General features: G+C 69.9%; 13 protein-coding genes and 1 pseudogene. 7 read left to right on the top strand and 7 right to left on the bottom strand.

Features of this window, described 5'->3' with window-relative positions:
* Positions 1–72: 72 nt before the first annotated feature.
* Positions 73–633: a hypothetical protein gene (locus tag ACQPZW_RS29625; protein WP_433789309.1), complete on the top strand. Its 561-nt coding sequence runs from the start codon at positions 73–75 to the stop codon at positions 631–633.
* Positions 634–902: 269 nt separating this feature from the next.
* On the opposite strand, the gene ACQPZW_RS29620 is transcribed toward ACQPZW_RS29625, so the two are convergent.
* The 4 genes and pseudogenes from ACQPZW_RS29620 to ACQPZW_RS29605 all read right to left on the bottom strand — a co-directional run bounded on the left by ACQPZW_RS29620 (position 903) and on the right by ACQPZW_RS29605 (position 5,909).
* Positions 903–1,349, bottom strand: a complete 447-nt coding sequence (locus ACQPZW_RS29620; protein WP_433789308.1) for a DUF4145 domain-containing protein — start codon at positions 1,347–1,349, stop codon at positions 903–905.
* A 528-nt stretch (positions 1,350–1,877) separates the two neighbouring features.
* Positions 1,878–2,372: an AAA family ATPase gene (locus ACQPZW_RS29615; protein WP_433789307.1), complete on the bottom strand. Its 495-nt coding sequence runs from the start codon at positions 2,370–2,372 to the stop codon at positions 1,878–1,880.
* Positions 2,373–2,524: 152 nt separating this feature from the next.
* Positions 2,525–3,859, bottom strand: coding sequence for an ROK family protein (locus tag ACQPZW_RS29610; RefSeq protein ID WP_433789306.1), 1,335 nt, complete (start codon positions 3,857–3,859; stop codon positions 2,525–2,527).
* A pseudogene (locus ACQPZW_RS29605) lies at positions 3,856–5,909 on the bottom strand (alpha-galactosidase). The gene ACQPZW_RS29610 and the pseudogene ACQPZW_RS29605 overlap by 4 nt, the downstream one beginning before the upstream one ends.
* A 187-nt stretch (positions 5,910–6,096) precedes the next feature.
* On the opposite strand from ACQPZW_RS29605, the gene ACQPZW_RS29600 reads away from it, so the two are divergent.
* Positions 6,097–8,565, top strand: coding sequence for a glycosyl hydrolase 2 galactose-binding domain-containing protein (locus ACQPZW_RS29600; protein ID WP_433789305.1), 2,469 nt, complete (start codon positions 6,097–6,099; stop codon positions 8,563–8,565).
* Positions 8,565–9,407 carry a LacI family DNA-binding transcriptional regulator gene (locus ACQPZW_RS29595; protein ID WP_433789303.1) on the top strand — a complete coding sequence of 281 codons (843 nt, stop codon included), beginning with the start codon at positions 8,565–8,567 and terminating at the stop codon, positions 9,405–9,407. Before ACQPZW_RS29600 ends, ACQPZW_RS29595 begins: the two co-directional genes overlap by 1 nt.
* A 70-nt stretch (positions 9,408–9,477) precedes the next feature.
* On the opposite strand, the gene ACQPZW_RS29590 is transcribed toward ACQPZW_RS29595, so the two are convergent.
* Positions 9,478–10,047, bottom strand: coding sequence for an N-acetyltransferase family protein (locus ACQPZW_RS29590; RefSeq protein WP_433789302.1), 570 nt, complete (start codon positions 10,045–10,047; stop codon positions 9,478–9,480).
* Between the two features lie 164 nt (positions 10,048–10,211).
* Between ACQPZW_RS29590 and ACQPZW_RS29585 the strand changes: the two genes are divergently transcribed.
* Positions 10,212–10,907 carry a B3/B4 domain-containing protein gene (locus ACQPZW_RS29585; protein WP_433789301.1) on the top strand — a complete coding sequence of 232 codons (696 nt, stop codon included), beginning with the start codon at positions 10,212–10,214 and terminating at the stop codon, positions 10,905–10,907.
* On the opposite strand, the gene ACQPZW_RS29580 is transcribed toward ACQPZW_RS29585, so the two are convergent.
* Complete coding sequence (locus ACQPZW_RS29580; RefSeq protein ID WP_433789300.1) at positions 10,885–12,189, bottom strand: DUF4041 domain-containing protein; 1,305 nt, start codon at positions 12,187–12,189, stop codon at positions 10,885–10,887. The genes ACQPZW_RS29585 and ACQPZW_RS29580 overlap by 23 nt on opposite strands.
* A gap of 507 nt (positions 12,190–12,696) precedes the next feature.
* On the opposite strand from ACQPZW_RS29580, the gene ACQPZW_RS29575 reads away from it, so the two are divergent.
* The 3 genes from ACQPZW_RS29575 to ACQPZW_RS29565 all read left to right on the top strand — a co-directional run bounded on the left by ACQPZW_RS29575 (position 12,697) and on the right by ACQPZW_RS29565 (position 15,320).
* Positions 12,697–13,536 carry a phosphotransferase gene (locus tag ACQPZW_RS29575; protein ID WP_433789299.1) on the top strand — a complete coding sequence of 280 codons (840 nt, stop codon included), beginning with the start codon at positions 12,697–12,699 and terminating at the stop codon, positions 13,534–13,536.
* A 69-nt stretch (positions 13,537–13,605) separates the two neighbouring features.
* Complete coding sequence (locus tag ACQPZW_RS29570; protein WP_433789298.1) at positions 13,606–14,118, top strand: SigE family RNA polymerase sigma factor; 513 nt, start codon at positions 13,606–13,608, stop codon at positions 14,116–14,118.
* A gap of 14 nt (positions 14,119–14,132) precedes the next feature.
* Positions 14,133–15,320, top strand: a complete 1,188-nt coding sequence (locus ACQPZW_RS29565; protein ID WP_433789297.1) for a hypothetical protein — start codon at positions 14,133–14,135, stop codon at positions 15,318–15,320.
* Here ACQPZW_RS29565 and ACQPZW_RS29560 read toward each other — a convergent pair.
* Positions 15,259–16,023 carry an alpha/beta fold hydrolase gene (locus ACQPZW_RS29560; protein ID WP_433789296.1) on the bottom strand — a complete coding sequence of 255 codons (765 nt, stop codon included), beginning with the start codon at positions 16,021–16,023 and terminating at the stop codon, positions 15,259–15,261. The two genes, ACQPZW_RS29565 and ACQPZW_RS29560, sit on opposite strands and share 62 nt — an antisense overlap.
* Between the last annotated feature and the right edge of the window lie 81 nt (positions 16,024–16,104).

Here is a 16,104-nt window from a genome sequence, read left to right as displayed (position 1 = left end):
GGAGACCGGCAGATGGTTAATCCAGTACACCAACCTGGCAGGTCCGCTCTTTGGGTAGCCATCCTGGGGGTAATGGTGCCTGTGCTTGGGATTGCGGGTGGATGGATCGCCTACAAGACCGCCATCCTTGCCAACGAGACCGAGAAGATCAAGAACGAGCAGACTCAAACAAACGAGAAAGTTCGCGATAACGAAACTCGAACGGACCAGCTGCAAGATCAGGTAAATGACATCGCCGGTCCTGCGGACATTCGGAAGGTCGCAGAGCTTCTGTCAGGTGCTTGGCGAGGTACGTACCGATGCGACCAAGGCCTGACAGGCCTAGAGCTAAAGATCTACGTCGAAGGCCAATCGTCCCTACTGGCCACATTCGACTTCTTCCCGGTTGAATCGAACCCGGACGTTCCCAATGGTTCGTACGCAATGCGAGGGACGTTCACAACAGATCACTTCGAGCTCCAAGGCGACTACTGGCTAAAAAAGCCATCCAGCTATGGCATGGTCGGTCTCTCCGGAAACATTCCGCCGAGTGGATCGGATGGACTAACTGGAAGCGTCAACGGCACGACGGGTGGGTGCCATAACTACAATCTCAAGAAGATCTCAAACTCAACAAGCAAACCTCCGGTTTAGCGAAATCTCCGACGCCTCGGGCTGAAGGTCACACCTTGATACTGCCTGAGCAGACAGTGGCCGCGCTATGTATCACTGCGGTACAGCAACGAAGTGCAGCAACCGGTCAACCGCTTCCGCCCAAGCGGGACCAGTGCAAGCCGCTTGACCTCGTACGAGACTTGATCCAACCGAATCGCCGCGAGTTCGCATCGAGGGGGTCAGGGTGCGAGGCCAGCGCTGTCGACCAGCTGTTTGGTGAGAACCTTCTCTACGTCTTCAAGGGCCCTCTAGGGTTGTGCCTGGCTTCGTGCTAGCCTCCGGGCCCGTGCAGCGTTGACCCGTGCTGGGGCCTGGAAGATTTCCTCAAGAACAGCGTCCATAAGCGAGAGCGCTAGCTCTGTGTCAGCTGGTTCGATGGAATCAACGAAGTCCCCATGCGCCATATCATTGCCTAGATAGCGCACCTCATGTGCGCCGTCCCGCACGTACTCGCGAATTAGGCCCCTATCGTGCAAGGCCTCGATTTTGCTGAAGAGTTGCCCGTTTGTGATGCCCATTTCCTTGGCTGTGGCTTCGATTACTGAACGAGCCAGGAGTGTGGCGGCGCGGTGGGCATTTATGCTGTAGCATCGGTAGGCCTCATCGGCGGCCTCGCCTATATGCTGTGGAACGTCGGGGAAGGACTTTCCGCCTACCTCCTGGGGCCAAACTCGTAAGATTATGTCACCACTCATCAGCATGATAAGCCACATTCCGCACTCTTCGTTGGTGCATCGTTGAGTAGTAATTCGCGAATTCGACGAATCTACCGGACGAAGGAATTGCGGTACGCCGCTGTGGCTGGCCACCTGGGCGAAATTAACCAGGGCCTTGCAAAAGGGACACGTCGTCGCTGACACAGTGGGCGATGCTACCAAGCCTGGTGTTGTCTTGTCGTCTTGAAATTTGCCCTCGCTGGGCGGGCTGGTTCAGGGATGACGCAGCTGGCCGAATTCTGCGGCGGCGTACAGCAGCGAAGTACAGCAACGCAAGGTGCCGCATGGGACCTCAGCGGGATGCCAGCGCACCGTCTGGCCTCGCATCCGGCTTGATCCGACCGAACCGCAGTGACTCGATCGGTCACGGGTCGCTGGGTGACTAATTGGGTGACAATCGCCAGTGATCATGGTGGATAGCCCTGGACGCCGGTGGACACCAAGAGGGGTGCTGACCAGCGGATACGCACCGCTCACCGAAGATGAAGAGTTGCCACAGTGTCAAGGTCAAGCCCATGGGTCGTACAGACTGAGCTCCTGGTCGTCGGGGGCCTCGAAGAGCCGCCGCCATTGCTCGAGGTCCGAGCGCCGAATGGGTGGGTCCTCCGCGGCGCGTGCCTGGATGCGACGCCACAACTCGTCATCAGGGGCATCGAGGTGCAGCAGCCGAACCGTTGCGCCGAGGCTGCGGGCCTGAAGTCGGAGAGTGTCGCGTTCCGATCGGGCCCAGGTGCCCCATTCGATGACCACCGTGCCGCCGAGGAGCAGGAGGTCCCTGGCAACCGACCACTGCAGCGTCTCCACCCTCTCGCGCATGGTCGAGTCCCACAGGCTGGCGCCGAGTGCCGTCATCCAGTCGTCCGGCCCGAGTCGCAGGCCGCTTCGCTGGGCGGCCAACCGCTTCGCCGTCGTGGTCTTTCCGCTGCCCGGCAAACCGCAGATGATGATCAGCTGTCCTCGCGGCGCCGCTCCGGTCGACTGCCCGGCGTCTTCCCCCGTCACGTGAGGCATTGTCCCCGGCCGGCGGAGGTAGCCGACACGGTGACCACCCGCGGCTGGCCACGGTGCCGTGGACCGGTGGTCATCGCGGCGCCCAGCCAGCGGAACAGCGGCAGCCGCCAGGCCCGAAAGGCTCGACATGGGTCGATCTCGTGTCAGCGACGCAGGTGGGACTGGAGGACCAGGGCGGCGGCGCCGGTGGCGGAGGCGGTGGCGGCGGCCAGGGAGACGGTGACCGTCACCGATCGGCGCCACGTCTTCGTGTCGGCGGGGGCGACCCGGCGCATGATGGCCGGGCCGTAGACGAACGATGCGGCGGCGAAACCGGGGCCGGTCAGCACCACCAGGTCCACGTCCAGGAGGTTCACCACCGATTCGGCGGCGGCTGCCACGTACCGCGCGGAGTCCTGAAGCAGGGCCAGGCAGCGGGGTGCGCCCGAACGAGCCGCTCGGGCCACCGCCGCGAAGTCCGCGGCCACGCCGCGGCCGATGGTGTTGCCGAGACCCGCCTCGGCCAGCGCGGCCGGGTCGGATCGGGCGGCGACCACCACGGTGCGCGGACCGGCTAGAACCTCCAGGCAACCGCGACTGCCGCACCAGCAGGGCGGGCCGTCGACCTGGACGCAGACGTGGCCGAACTCGCCGGCCGCCCCGTGACCGCCGCGGACCGCGCGGCCCTCGGAGACGATGCCGGCGCCGATGCCGCTGCCCATGTAGAGGGCGGCGAAGGCGCGTTCGGGGCCGACCCGGGCCACCCAGTATTCGCCGACGGCGGCGGCGGTCGCGTCGTTCTCGACCAGGACCGGCCAGCCGGTCTCCTCGGCGAGACGGCGGCCGAGTTCGTCGGCGTCCCAGTCGCGCAGGTGCGGTGGCGAGTCCCAGCCGGGCGGCAGGCCCCCGGCGGGCGCCGGCCAGACGACACCGATGCCCAGGCAGCGGGCGTGGTCCACACCGGATGCGGCGAGCAGGGTGCCGATGCCCTCGACCAGGTGGGCGAGCAGGTCACCGTCGGTGAGAGCAGCGGTGCCGGTGAAACCGGCCGGCGCGGCGGCGGATACGAGCGGCGCGGGGGAGGCGGGATGATCGGCCGAGTGGGAGCCGGCGGTGGGAGCGGAGGGAACCGGGCGGGCGGTGGGGGCGGGGCGGGTCAGACGGGAGATGACGCCGCCGGTCTGGCCGGTCAGGACGAACGTGGTCACGTCGCGGTCGAGGTGGACGCCGACGGCCAGGCGGGCGGCCGGGTCGAGGCGCAGCAGGGTGCGGGGTTTGCCGCCGGTGGGGGTGCGGCCCGTCTCGACGACCAGGCCCTCGTCGAGGAGCCGGCGGACGGTCATCGACACGGCGGCCTCGGTGAGCCCGGTGACGGCGGCCAGCTCGACGCGACTCAGCTGATCCGAGGCGCGGATGGCGTCGAGGATGCTCTCCCGGGCGGCGGGCCGGCGGCCACGGCCGGGGCGGCTCTGTGCCGGCTGGCCGACCGTTTCCCTCACTCAGCCACCTCGGTCGGGGTCACACGGACGAGCAGGACACGGTCGGGGTAGAGCACCGGCGGCCGGAGCCCGGAGGCACCGAGCGCGCGCCCGCCGAGGCGGACGCCTCGCGGCGTGCACCAGGGTAGCGCAGCGCCCCACGCTGCGGCGTTGCCGTCGGGGACGTCGCCGGGTGGCTGCGGGCGGACGTGATACACGCGGTCCGGGTCGAGGCCGGGCAGGGTCACGACGCCGGGTGGGTACGACACACTGGTCGCCGTCGCGGTCAGGGCGAACAACGCGTCGGAGTCACTCACCACCCCGGTCACCGACCATGCGGGGTCGGCCACGTCGCCGTGCACGAGCGTGCCGGTGTGCAGCAGTCCGCGGACCTCCTTGTAGAGGGCGATCCACGCCGCAAGCTCGTCCCGGTCCTCTCGCGAGACGACGGACAGGTCCCATTCGACGCCGAAGTGCCCGAACAGGGCCGACGCGGCCCGGGTGGACAGCGGCAGTGTCCGGTGCGTGGTGTGTGACGTCGGCGCCCCCACGTGCGAGCCGATCAACTCCAACGGCACGAGCAGTGACGTCCATCGCTGGATCGTCGTCCGCTCGTGCGCGTCGATGCAGTCCGACGCCCAGACCCGGTCGGTCCGCTCCAGGATCTCCAGGTCGACCCGCCCGCCCCGGACGAGCAGGACTCGATCTCCACACCGGGGTGCCGCTCCCGCAGCTCGTCGAGCAGGCGGTACACGGCCAGCGTCTGATCGTGCACCCCGGCGAGCCCACTGACGGGATGTCCGGCTTCGACCAGATCCCGGTTGTGGTCCCACTTCAGATAGGCGATGTCATTTTCGGTCAGCAGAGCGTCGAGGCGCCCGAGCACGTAGCGAAACGCATCGGGATGGTGCAGATCCAGGACCTGCTGCGACCGTGCGGCCGGTGGCAGACGGTGACCGACGCCCATGATCCAGTCCGGGTGGGCGCGTGCCAGGTCCGAGTCCGGGTTGACCATCTCCGGCTCCACCCACAGCCCGAACTCCATCCCCAGCCCGCGCACCACCTCGATCAGCGGCCCCAGCCCGTCCGGCCACACGTCGGCCGACACCTCCCAGTCGCCGAGCCCCGACGTGTCGTCGCGCCGGGACCCGAACCACCCGTCGTCCAGCACGAACCGCTCCGCCCCGACGGCCGCCGCGGCCCGGGCCAGTGCGGTCAGCCGGTGCAGGTCGTGATCGAAGTAGACGGCCTCCCACGTGTTGACGACGACGGGCCGCGGACGCGTGGGATGATGCGGACGGGACCGGAGCCAGGTGTGGAAACGCCCGGCCACCGAGTCGAGCCCGTCCGCTCCGAACACCGCGTAGAGCCACGGCGAGGTGTAGGAGTCGCCCTCCCGCAGCCCGACCTCGCCGGGCAGCAGCAACTCCCCGCCACCCAGCGCCGCATGTCCGTGATAGTCACGTTCCGCAATGGTCCGTGCCCCACCGGAGAAGGCCGTATGTACACCCCAGACCTGCCCCGACCGGTTGGCGAAGCCCGCGGTCCCGGCGCACAGCACATACGCGGAGTCATATCCGGTGCGCCCGGTCCGGTTCTCCCGCACCCGCAGCCCGTGCGTGAACGCGGTCCGCTGCGGCGAACGTTCCCGCAGGTGGTGCCCGGTGAAGTCGAGCAACTCCACGGCATGGTCCGGAACCGGCAGGAACAGCGTCAGGTGATCCAGCCAATACGTCCCCGGCGCCACGCTCGTCAGCCGCGCGCGGGCCCGCAACACCCCACCGGGCAGCAACTCCAGGTCGACGGTCAGCTCCAGGCCCGCTTCCCGATCAAGAGCATTGATTTGTACGGCTACCTCACTCCGATCGATGCCGGACACGCGAAAGGCGCTGGACCACGCGCGGCCGTCCCGGTGCCCGGCGAGTCCGGGCCGCCCCAGCCATCCGGCCGACTGCTCGGGCATGATCGACACCCGGACCGTCCCGTCCGCGGAGAACCCGATCGGCTGTGGCGCCGCGGCCAGCGCCAACGCCTCCTCGTCGACGGAGCCGAGGGCTGCTCCCCAGTGCACGATCGCGGGCAGTGACGACCCTCGGCAGTCGAGGACCACACTCACGCCGTCCCTGCTCAGATGGACATAATCGGCCACCCGTACCTCCGCTCCACCAGCGTTGACGGACTTCGTTCAGTTGCTTAAGAATGTGGTAGCCCCCGGCGCGGCGGCAACCCCGAACCCACTCGACAGGGAGCTCCCCGACATGCACAAGACCGACCTGCACACCGGCTGGACCGTCCGGGCCGCCGGTGGACCGGTCCCGCCGGAGATCGCCGCCGCCCCGTTGCCCGCCACCGTCCCCGGCACCGTGCACACCGATCTGCTCGACGCCGGCCTGATCCCCGACCCGTACCTGGGCGGCAACGAGGCCGACCTGAGCTGGTTCCACCGCAGCGCGTGGCGTTACGACACCACGGTCACCGCCGCCCCGGCCGAGCCCGGCGAACGCGTCGACCTGGTCCTCGACGGCCTCGACACCGTCGCCACGGTCACCCTCGGCGACGAGGAGCTGGGGCGCACCGCCAACATGCATCGCGGCTACCGTTTCGACGTGCGGCACCTGCTGACCGGCGGCGACGTCCCGCTCAGCGTCCGCTTCGACTCGGCGCTGGAGTATGCGGAGGGCATCGAGCAGCAGCTCGGCAGCCGCCCCCGGCCGTACCCGCACCCGTTCAACGCGGTCCGCAAGATGGCCTGCTCGTTCGGCTGGGACTGGGGCCCCGACCTGCAGACCGCCGGCATCTGGAAGGGCGTGCGCCTGGAACGCTGGCACACCGCCCGGCTCGCCGAGGTCCGCCCGCTGGCCACCCTCGACCCCGACGGGCGTACCGGCCGGCTGACCGTCCACGTCACCGTCGAGCGTGCCGCCGACGAGCAACTGCGCGTCGAGCTGACGGCCGGGTTCCTACGGGCCGAGGCCGTCATCCCACCCGGCTCCGACCGTACCCTCCTGGAATTGGAAGTCCCCGGCGCGCCGGTCTGGTGGCCGGTCGGCCACGGTGACCAACCGCTCACCGACGTCGCCGTCACCCTCTCCAGCGGATCCGAGCGGCTCGACACGCATGCGACGCGGGTCGGTTTCCGGTCCGTCCGCCTCGACGAGACCCCCGATGAGCACGGCAGCCGGTTCACCCTGGTCGTCAACGAGCGGGAGATCTTCGTCCTCGGCCTGAACTGGATCCCCGAGGACCACCTCCTCACCCGGATCACCCGCGCCGATCTCGAGGCCGCCGTCGACCGGGCCGTCGTCGCGAACGCGAACCTGCTGCGCATCTGGGGCGGCGGCATCTGGGAGTCCGACGACTTCTACGACGTCTGCGACGAGCGGGGCGTCCTCGTCTGGCAGGACTTCCCGCTGGCCTGCGCCGCCTACAGCGAGGAGGAGCCGATCCGCTCCGAGATCCTCACCGAGGCCCGCGAGAACGTGGCCCGCCTCGCCCCGCACCCGTCGCTGATCCTGTGGAACGGCGGAAACGAGAACATCTGGGGCCACGAGGACTGGGGCTGGAAGGCCGACCTCGACGGGAAGACGTGGGGCGCCCGCTACTACTACGAGGACTTCCCGGCGCTGCTGGCCGAGCTCGACCCGACCCGGCCGTATCACCCGGGCAGCCCGTCCAGCCCCGGCCACGACCCCGAGGTGGTGCACCCGAACGACGACCGGTACGGCACCCGGCACGAGTGGGATGCCTGGAACCGGGAGGACTACACCCATCACGACGGCTTCGTGCCGCGGTTCTGCTCCGAGTTCGGCTGGCAGGCGCCGCCCACCTGGGCCACGCTGACCTCGGCGATCGCCCCCGAGGACCTGCGCAAGGACTCGCCGGTCTTCCTGCTGCACCAGAAGGCCGAGGACGGCAACGGCAAACTCGACCGTGGGCTCGCCCACCACATGCGGGTGCCCACCGACTTCGGGGACTGGCACTGGGCCACCCAGCTCAACCAGGCGCGGGCCACGGCGTATGCGGTCGAGCACCTGCGCAGTCACGCACCGCGCACCATGGGCAGCATCATCTGGCAGCTCAACGACTGCTGGCCGGTCACCTCGTGGGCCGTCGTCGACGGGGCCGGGCGGCTCAAGCCCTCGTGGTTCGCGCTGCGCCGGGCGTACGCCCCGGTCGTGCTCTCGATCCGTGAGCGGGACGGACGGACCGTCCTGGCCGTGATCAACGACCGTGAGGAGCCCTGGCGCGCGAGCACCCGTCTGCGGCGCGTCCGTTTCGACGGCACCGTCCTCGCCGAGTCCGCTGTGGAGCTCGAGGTGGCGGCACGGTCGGTGGCGCTGGTCGACCTCGACCCCGAGCTGCTCGCCGTGTCCGATACCGATCGTGAAGTGCTGGTCGTCGACGCCGGCGGGCTGCGCGCCACACACCTGTTCGCCGAGGACAAGGACCTGCGCTACGACCCCGCCGCGGTCCGGGCGCACACCGTCGCCGTCGACGGCGGATACTCGGTGACCGTGACCGCCGCATCGTTCGCCCGCGACATCGCCGTCCTCGCCGACCGCGTCGCCCCCGACGCGCTCGTCGACGACATGCTGATCGACCTGCTGCCCGGCGAGACCCACACGTTCACGGTCCGCACCACGGCCGCCGTCGACGCCGAGGCCTTCAGCAGCCCCGAGGTGCTGCGCTCGGCGAACGCGCTCACCCTGCCGGCCAAGGTCGGCTGATGCCCGCCCCGGGTGGCCTGATCGGGCTCGTCCTCACCGGCAGCGCCGCCCGGATCGGTGTCGAGCCGTTCATCATGGAGCTGATCGCCGGGATGGAGGAGGCGCTGGCCCCGCACGGCGCCACCGTCCTTCTCCTGGTCGTGCCCGACCTCGACGCCGAGCTCGACACCTACCGGCGGTGGGCCGGCGACCACACCGTGCAGGCGGTCGTCGTCGTCAACCTCGTCCACGGCGACACCCGGCCCGCCTGCCTGGCCGGGCTGGGCCTGCCCGCGGTGCTCGCCGGCCGTGCCGACGCGCCCGAGTTCTCCCGGGTCGTCACCGACGACGCCGGCGCCACCACGGCCGCCGTCGAGATGCTCGCCGAGCTCGGGCACCGGGTCATCGGCCGGGTCAGCGGCCCCGCCGATCTGGTGCACACCGCCGAACGGACCGCCGGCATGCACGCCGCCGCCGCCCGCCACGACGTCCTCGTGCACCTCGTCGAAGGAGACTACGGAGCAGAGGCGGGTGTACGAGGGGTGCGCGCCCTCCTCGACACGGAGCCGCCACCCACCGCCGTGGTGTTCGACAACGACGTGATGGCCGTCGCCGCCGAGCACGAGCTGATCCGCGCCGGTGTCAGCGTGCCCGGAGCCGTCAGCCTGCTCGTGCACGACGACTCGCCGCTGTGCGAGCTGGCGGTGCCGCCGCTGTCGGCGCTCAGCATCGACGTGCACGAGCACGGGCTCACCGTCGGCCGGGCCGTGGTCGCCGCCCTCGACGGCGCCGAACCGGCCGAATACCCCGGCCCGCCGGTCCGCGTCCTGCGGCGGGAGAGCACCGGGCCCGCCCCGTCATAGGCGGCGTCGCATGCGGGCGCCGCGCCTTTGTCGGGGGCGGTGCTGCATGTGGCCGCAGGGCGGCGTGTCGTCACAGGTGGCGCCACATGTCCACGGCGCCGACCTCGGTGAAACCGTGACGCCGGTAGAAGCGCCGGGCCCGGGCGTTGTCCTCGTGCACCCCGCCGAACAGGACCACCACGTCCCGGCCGAGCAGGCGGATCGCGTCCCACGCGGGCGGGATCAGGGCGTCGGCCAGACCACGGCCCTGCCACGCGTCGGCCACACAGGGGCCGAAACGGGCCGTCCGCTCCTCGTCGAGGTGGATGCCGTGGGCGGCGTACCGCGTGATCTCGAAGCCCTCGGGCAGCGAGAGGCTCAGGTCGACGACCCCCGCGAGGTCCTCGCCGTCGACGGCGACCAGCCGCACCTTGTCGTAGCGCCCGATCGCCTCGATCCAGTCCGCCGCCGCGGCCTCGTGGCTCGTGTCGCCGTGCCAGAACCGGCGGCTCGTCGACGACAGCCCGGCGAGAAACGCGACCAGGGCGCTCCCGTCGCCGGGGAGCAGCGCCCGGACGGTCAGGCCGGCGCCGTCCACCGTGATCGTGCGGGTGAGCGGCGACGGGTCGGCGGCGAGAGCGGCGATCACGGTCGTGGACACGACAGCCAGTCTGCCGCGTCCACCTTCGATCAGGTCGCCTGGATCGACAACGAGCGGGGTCAGGAGATCACCCTCGCCACCGACTTCCGTGCCTTCATCGAGCAGTTGACGCCCGCGTCACGCTATTGCGAATGGTCCGGTCCCGCGTGAAGTATGTTGCCCGAATGGACGATCTTGCCGGCGCCGGAGTCTCCGAAGACGTGTTCGCCCTGCGGCCCGACTATCGGGCGCTGCTGATCGCGGTCGACGGGATCGTTCCCGGGCCCAGCGACGCCGCGAGCGACGCCCTGCTGGCGGCCGCGGAGAAGGCCGTCGCCGGGGTGCCGGTCGATCAGCATCCGCACGCGGTCGCGTGGCGGGACGCCTATCGCGCGTTCGGCGCGAAACCGCAGCGCACCCGGCACAGCCTGGAGGCGCTGCTGCGGCGGGCGCCGGCCGGGCTGCCGCGGGTCAACCGGCTCACCGACATCTACAACGCGGTGTCGGTGTCGCACGGGATCCCGCTCGGCGGCGAGGACCTGAGCCGGTATGTGGGGCCGCCACGGCTGATCCGGGCGATCGGCGCCGAGCCGTTCGACACCGTCGCCGACGGTGCCGACGTGATCGAGCATCCGGAACCGGGTGAGGTGGTCTGGTGTGACGACGCCGGGGTGACGTGCCGCCGCTGGAACTGGCGTCAGGGCCGGCGCACCCGGCTGCGCGACGACACGACGCGGGCGCTGTTCATCCTCGACGCGCTCGCCCCGCTCTCCGACGACGCCCTGACCGCCGCCGCCGACGAGCTGACCGGCCACCTGCTGCGACTCGGCCCGGACGTCCGCGCCACCCGCAGACTCCTCACCCCTCCCGCCCCGGCCTGACGCCTCCGCTCCGCAGCAACACCCCGGCGTCCGGCCGCTGCGCCCGCGACTGCCGGAACTCCAGCGCCTCCGCCATCTCCTCGTACTGCAGCAGGTTCCCCGCCAGCTCGGCCAGCAGTGCCTTGGCCTCCGCCGAGGTCGCGTAGAAGAACTCCCGGCGATGGTTGACGAGGTTGACCCGCCGGTCGGCGAGGCGGGCGTGCATCGCGGCTTCGATTCCGACGGCGTCCTCGGAGAAGAACAGCGCATGCACGTCGAAATTGAAGGGCACCGACGCGTCGCTCAACTCACGGACCCGGTCCATCGGATCGAGCCGCCGCGTGAGCCCGACTTTGATCATCGACTCCCCGAAGGCGCCGATGTTCGAGATGACATACACATAGCCGGCCCTGATGTTCGCCGCCCGATAATCGACGTCCTGGATCGCGGTGTCGATCTGTGCGAGCCGTTCCTGCAGTTGCGCGGCGCCGTCGGTGTCGCCGTTGGCCCGCAGGGCGGCGAGCGCATTCAGGTAATGGGCGCGTTCCTTGTCGAGCCGGGCACGCTCTCTCTCGATCTCCTGTTGCACTTTGCGTTCCTCACGCAGACGCGCCTTCTCCTCGCGTTCGCGTTCCTTCTCCTCCGCGACCTTCTGCACGTAGTCGGCGGTGAGTTGCAGCTCCTGGAGCCGCACCCGGTGGTACGCCTCGTTGATCCGGATGTCCATCGTCTTGCCGAGGCGGGCGATCGTCGTCGCCACCTTTCCGAGCCGCTCCATCGCCGATTCGAGCTTGTACGGTTTGAGGCCGCGGACGAGGTTGTCGGCCTCGGCGTTGTAGGCGCGCAACATCAGCTTCGAGAAGTCCCGGATCATCGCCCGGCCCTGCGCCTCGGAGCCGTTGACCGTCCACCCCTTCGCCGCCTGCACCGCGCCGCCGTCGGCTCTCGCCATCGCCTTGATCCGGCCCTGCAGCTCTGCCAGCGCCGTCTGGTAGGCCACGGCGTCGGACAGCGGATGCCGGTACTGGTAGACGCCCGCCTCCTGCAGAAGGGCCGTCTCCTCGGTGACGACGATCTGCTGCCGGGCCTGGCCCAACCGGATCTTGGCCTCCGACTCCTGACGGGCCAGCTCGCTCAGGAGCGTCTGCGCCTCGGTGACCTGCTCGGCCAGGCGCGCTCGGCTGCCGGCCGCCTCCTCGGCGGTCTCCCGGCGCACTCGTTGCCGATGCTGTTCCAGCTCCACCGCGGACAGGACACCGAGGCGCTGCACGTCGGCTCGCAATCCGGCCAGCTCCGCGGTCAACCGGTCGACTTCTCCGGCGAGTTCGCGGGCCTTACCGCGGGCGCCGAAGAATCCGATCTCCGATTGAGTGGGGACAGGCGCCGGTTCCGGGTCCGGAGCTTGGACCGGCATTTGAGCGGGCGCTTGAGCCGGGGCGTTTACGGTGAACGTCGCCGGTGGCGGATGCTGCGGCATGACGGGTGCGTCCGGAACCCAGAATTGCCATCCGGCGGGTGCCGGGCCCCAGGAAGGATTCGGCATCCATCCTTCGGGCGGAACCCATCCGGCGGGTGGCGACGGCCAGTTCGGCGGAGTGTTGAAGCGGTACGCCACGATTCATTCCTCGGGTGGTCGAACGATCGTCCGACCGTAGCAACTTCCGAGAACCTCCCTATCGTGCTTTCGGCTGTGCGACTGAGCCGACCAGACGGAATGAACGACTCGACAATCGATGCGGATCCGCTGTGGATTGCCGCAGCCCGGCAGAATGCTCCGAATCCCGCACGGTCCACTCTAGAATCGGCCACTGTGCCTGATCCGCTCGTCAAGCTCTCGCCCCCGCAGCGTGCCCTGCTCGACGCCTGGCTGCCCGGAGTGGAGGTGGTCGAGGACCACAGCTGGGGCATCGTGGAGACCACGGTCCTCGAGCTCGTCCACGACCGCCGGCGGCTGATCCTCAAGGCCGGTGGCGCCGCCGACCACCACATCGCCCGCGAGCTGCGCGCCCACCGCGAGTGGCTGACCCCGTGGACGGACCTCGGTCGGGCCCCGTCCCTCGTGCACGGTGACGTCGACGCGAAACTGCTGGTCACCACCTATCTGCCGGGTGAGCTGGTGACGGTGACCAGCGTCGACGTGTTCCGTCAGGCGGGTGAGCTGCTGGCCCTGTTGCACGGCCGGCCCGCCGTCGCCGACGACTACGAGTCGCGTGAGAACGCCAAGTGCCTCCGGCTGCTCGACGGCCCGCATCGCATCGCCCCGGCCACGGTGGAGCGGTTGCGCAGCCTCATCGCCGGATGGCCGACCACTCCGGAACCGGTCGTTCCTACGCACGGTGACTGGCAGCCCCGCAACTGGCTCGTCCACGAAGGTGTGGTGGGCATCATCGACTTCGGCCGTGCCGCGCTGCGCCCCGCCTACACCGACCTCTCCCGGTTGCAGGCGCAGGACTTCCGCGACGATCCCACCCTGGAGAAAGCCTTCTTCGAGGGGTACGGGTCGGACCCGCGCACGGCCCCCGGATGGCATCGTGGCCGCCTGCGCGAGGCGATCGGCACCGCCTGCTGGGCGTACACGCACGGTGAGGTGGACTTCGAGAGGCAGGGGCACCGCATGATCGCCGAGGCGCTCGCCGAGAATCTCTCGTAGGACGTGTCAACCGGCTGACCGCCCGGGCCCGTCTCAGTCGCGAAAGACATGACGGGGGAGGGCACGACGATGAGGGCTCGCTCCGATGACGAGTACACCGAGTATGTCTCGGCGCGGATTCCCGCGCTGCGGCGATTGGCATACCTTCTGACCGGTGACGGTCACCGGGCCGACGATCTGGTCCAGCAGACGATCACCACGCTGTATGTGAAATGGCAGCGGGCGCGCGGCGCCGACCACCTGGATGCGTATGTGCGCAAGATGCTCGTGCGCACTTTCGTCGACGAGAAACGCCTGGCCTGGGCGCGGGTGGGCCTGTTCCGGGAGGCGCCGGAGCCGCCGCCGGTCAGCGACGCGGGAGCCGAGGACCGCCAGGTGGTCCGGGGCGCGCTCAGCCGCTTGCCCCGCCGTCAGCAGGCCGTTCTCGTGCTGCGTTTCTACTACGACCTGCCGGTCGACGAGGTCGCCGCGATGCTCGGCTGCACCACCGGCACGGTCAAGACACACACCTCACGTGGCCTGGCCACGCTCCGGCGCCTGCTCGGCGACTCCGACGCCGCCGCCGTCCAGTTCGCGAACTGACTCTAGGAGCGACGATGCGTACCGATCACGACCTGATCCAGTTGCTCGACGACGAGCCACCCGTCCCGTCCGCCGTCGACGTCCGTGGCGCGATCGCCGCCGGCCGTCGTCGCCGGACGGTCCACCGCGCCGGCTGGGCCGGCGCCACCGCGACGGCGCTGGCTGTCGCCGCCGTCCTGACGGTCAACGGCGACCTGGTCACTCCGCGCCCGGCACCGACCGAGGTCGCGGGCCCGCTCCGCCCGCCGACGTCTTGCACCGTCCACGACCTGCCCGGAGTGCGAGACTCCCGGATGACCGGTGTCAACGTGACCGGGGCCGACTATTCCGGCCACTACTTCGCGGGCCGCACCGAGCCGACCGCCACCGCCGTGCGCTGGGCCGACGGCCAGGGGCTGATCACGGATCTGCCCGGCGACGGGAAGTCGGCCTTCACCGATGTCAACTCGTCCGGGATGGTCGTCGGCTGGCGGTACGCGAAAGACGACGATGCCGAGCCGGTTCCGTTCACCGTCGTGCAGGGAGCGGTGTCGCCGCTGCCCGGCGTCGAGCGCGGCTTTCCCTTCGCCGTCAACGACTCGGCCGTCGTCGTGGGGCAGTCGGGCGGTTTCGCCGTGCGATGGTCGTCGGCGCTCGACGGCGCGGTCCGGCTGCCCGTCCCGCCCGGGACACAGCGGTCGTCGGCCGTCGCCATCGACAGGGACGGCACCATCGCCGGGACCGTCATCGGCGCCGCCGACTGGAGGGCTGTCGTCTGGCTGCCGGACGGCTCCCGGCGCGAGCTGGAGAGCCCCGACATCGACGGCACGAGAGCCTCGGTCGCCACGGCCATTGACATTCGCAACGGGTGGGTGGTGGGCTCGGCTGCCACCACGGCGCAGACGCCCACCAAGGACGTCGTCCGGGACGTCGTGAAGTCGGTGACCGTGCGGTGGAGTGTCGAGACCGGCGAGGCGGAGGTCATCGACGAGGCTGCCGTGCAGGTCTCCGCGGTGACGGCGGACGGTTGGCTCGTCGGCGCCGATGCGTCGGGGCGACCGGTCATGGTCGCCGGCGACACCACCGTCGCCCTGCCGCTGCCCGCGGACAGCCAGGCGGCGACCGATTCGCGGTACACGGTGAGCGACGACGGCCGGATCGTCACCGGTCTGATCGTCGACTCGTCGGCCACCCGCCGCCCGGTCGTCTGGCGCTGTAGCTGATCGAGCGGTAGGGCGCCCACATGGGCGCCCTACCGCCCTTTCGGGGGTGGTCCGGCCGGTTTCCGATCCAGGGGTGGCCCGGTTTCAGGCGCGGCCACCTCCCGGACGGCCGTGGCGACTGCCGCGTGGTCCTTGCGCGGGATGTGGCTGTGGTTCCGGGGACCTTGGCGCTGATCCTGATGTGCGGGTTGCAGGCCACGCCCTGGTCGAGGCTCGCGCGGATGACCTCCTGCTCGTCGCCCTTGCTGCCCAGGGAGGTGCCGGAGGCGAGAACGAACCGGGTGGGGACGGCGATCGCGTCCATGACCGGGCCGAGCGCGCTCTTCCGGGACATCTTCCCGAGCTCGATGTTGCCGGCGGCCTGCTCCTCGGCGTTGAGCCGCGGCACCGGGCCGGTCGGGCGCAGCAGCGGCATGAACCAGGCCATCCGCTGGAACATCGTTCGGATCCGTTCCTCCATGGCGTCGTCCAGCCAGTCGTGCGGCATCGCGCCGTCGACCAGGACCGCACCGATCGTGCGATCCGGGCTACGGGCGGCCCAGTGTGCGCCGGGGAACGCGCCGTAGGACCAGCCGACGATCACCGCCCGGGCGGCACCTCGGGCTCCGAGGACGGCGTTGATATCACGGACGCCGGCCTCGAACGAGTAATCGGCCGAGGTTCTCGACTTCCGGCCGCGGTCTCGTAGGTGATGTGCCGCCACTGTGTCCCGAGACCGGGGATCCAGTACCCCTGGGTCGCGAACTGCCCGTTCAGGAAGACCACGGGGATGCCCGCGCCGTGT

Source organism: Actinoplanes sp. CA-252034 (genome assembly GCF_050956125.1).
Classification (GTDB): Bacteria; Actinomycetota; Actinomycetes; order Mycobacteriales; family Micromonosporaceae; genus Actinoplanes.
This window is presented reverse-complemented; position numbering and strand designations above follow the sequence as displayed.

What these genes read in the sequence shown, in the direction of transcription:
- ACQPZW_RS29625 (WP_433789309.1), top strand. Translation starts at nt 73, where the DNA reads ATGGTGCCTGTGCTTGGGATTGCGGGTGGATGGATCGCCTACAAGACC.
- ACQPZW_RS29620 (WP_433789308.1), bottom strand. Translation starts at nt 1,349, where the DNA reads ATGAGTGGTGACATAATCTTACGAGTTTGGCCCCAGGAGGTAGGCGGA.
- ACQPZW_RS29600 (WP_433789305.1), top strand. Translation starts at nt 6,097, where the DNA reads ATGCACAAGACCGACCTGCACACCGGCTGGACCGTCCGGGCCGCCGGT.
- ACQPZW_RS29595 (WP_433789303.1), top strand. Translation starts at nt 8,565, where the DNA reads ATGCCCGCCCCGGGTGGCCTGATCGGGCTCGTCCTCACCGGCAGCGCC.
- ACQPZW_RS29585 (WP_433789301.1), top strand. Translation starts at nt 10,212, where the DNA reads ATGGACGATCTTGCCGGCGCCGGAGTCTCCGAAGACGTGTTCGCCCTG.
- ACQPZW_RS29570 (WP_433789298.1), top strand. Translation starts at nt 13,606, where the DNA reads ATGAGGGCTCGCTCCGATGACGAGTACACCGAGTATGTCTCGGCGCGG.
- ACQPZW_RS29565 (WP_433789297.1), top strand. Translation starts at nt 14,133, where the DNA reads ATGCGTACCGATCACGACCTGATCCAGTTGCTCGACGACGAGCCACCC.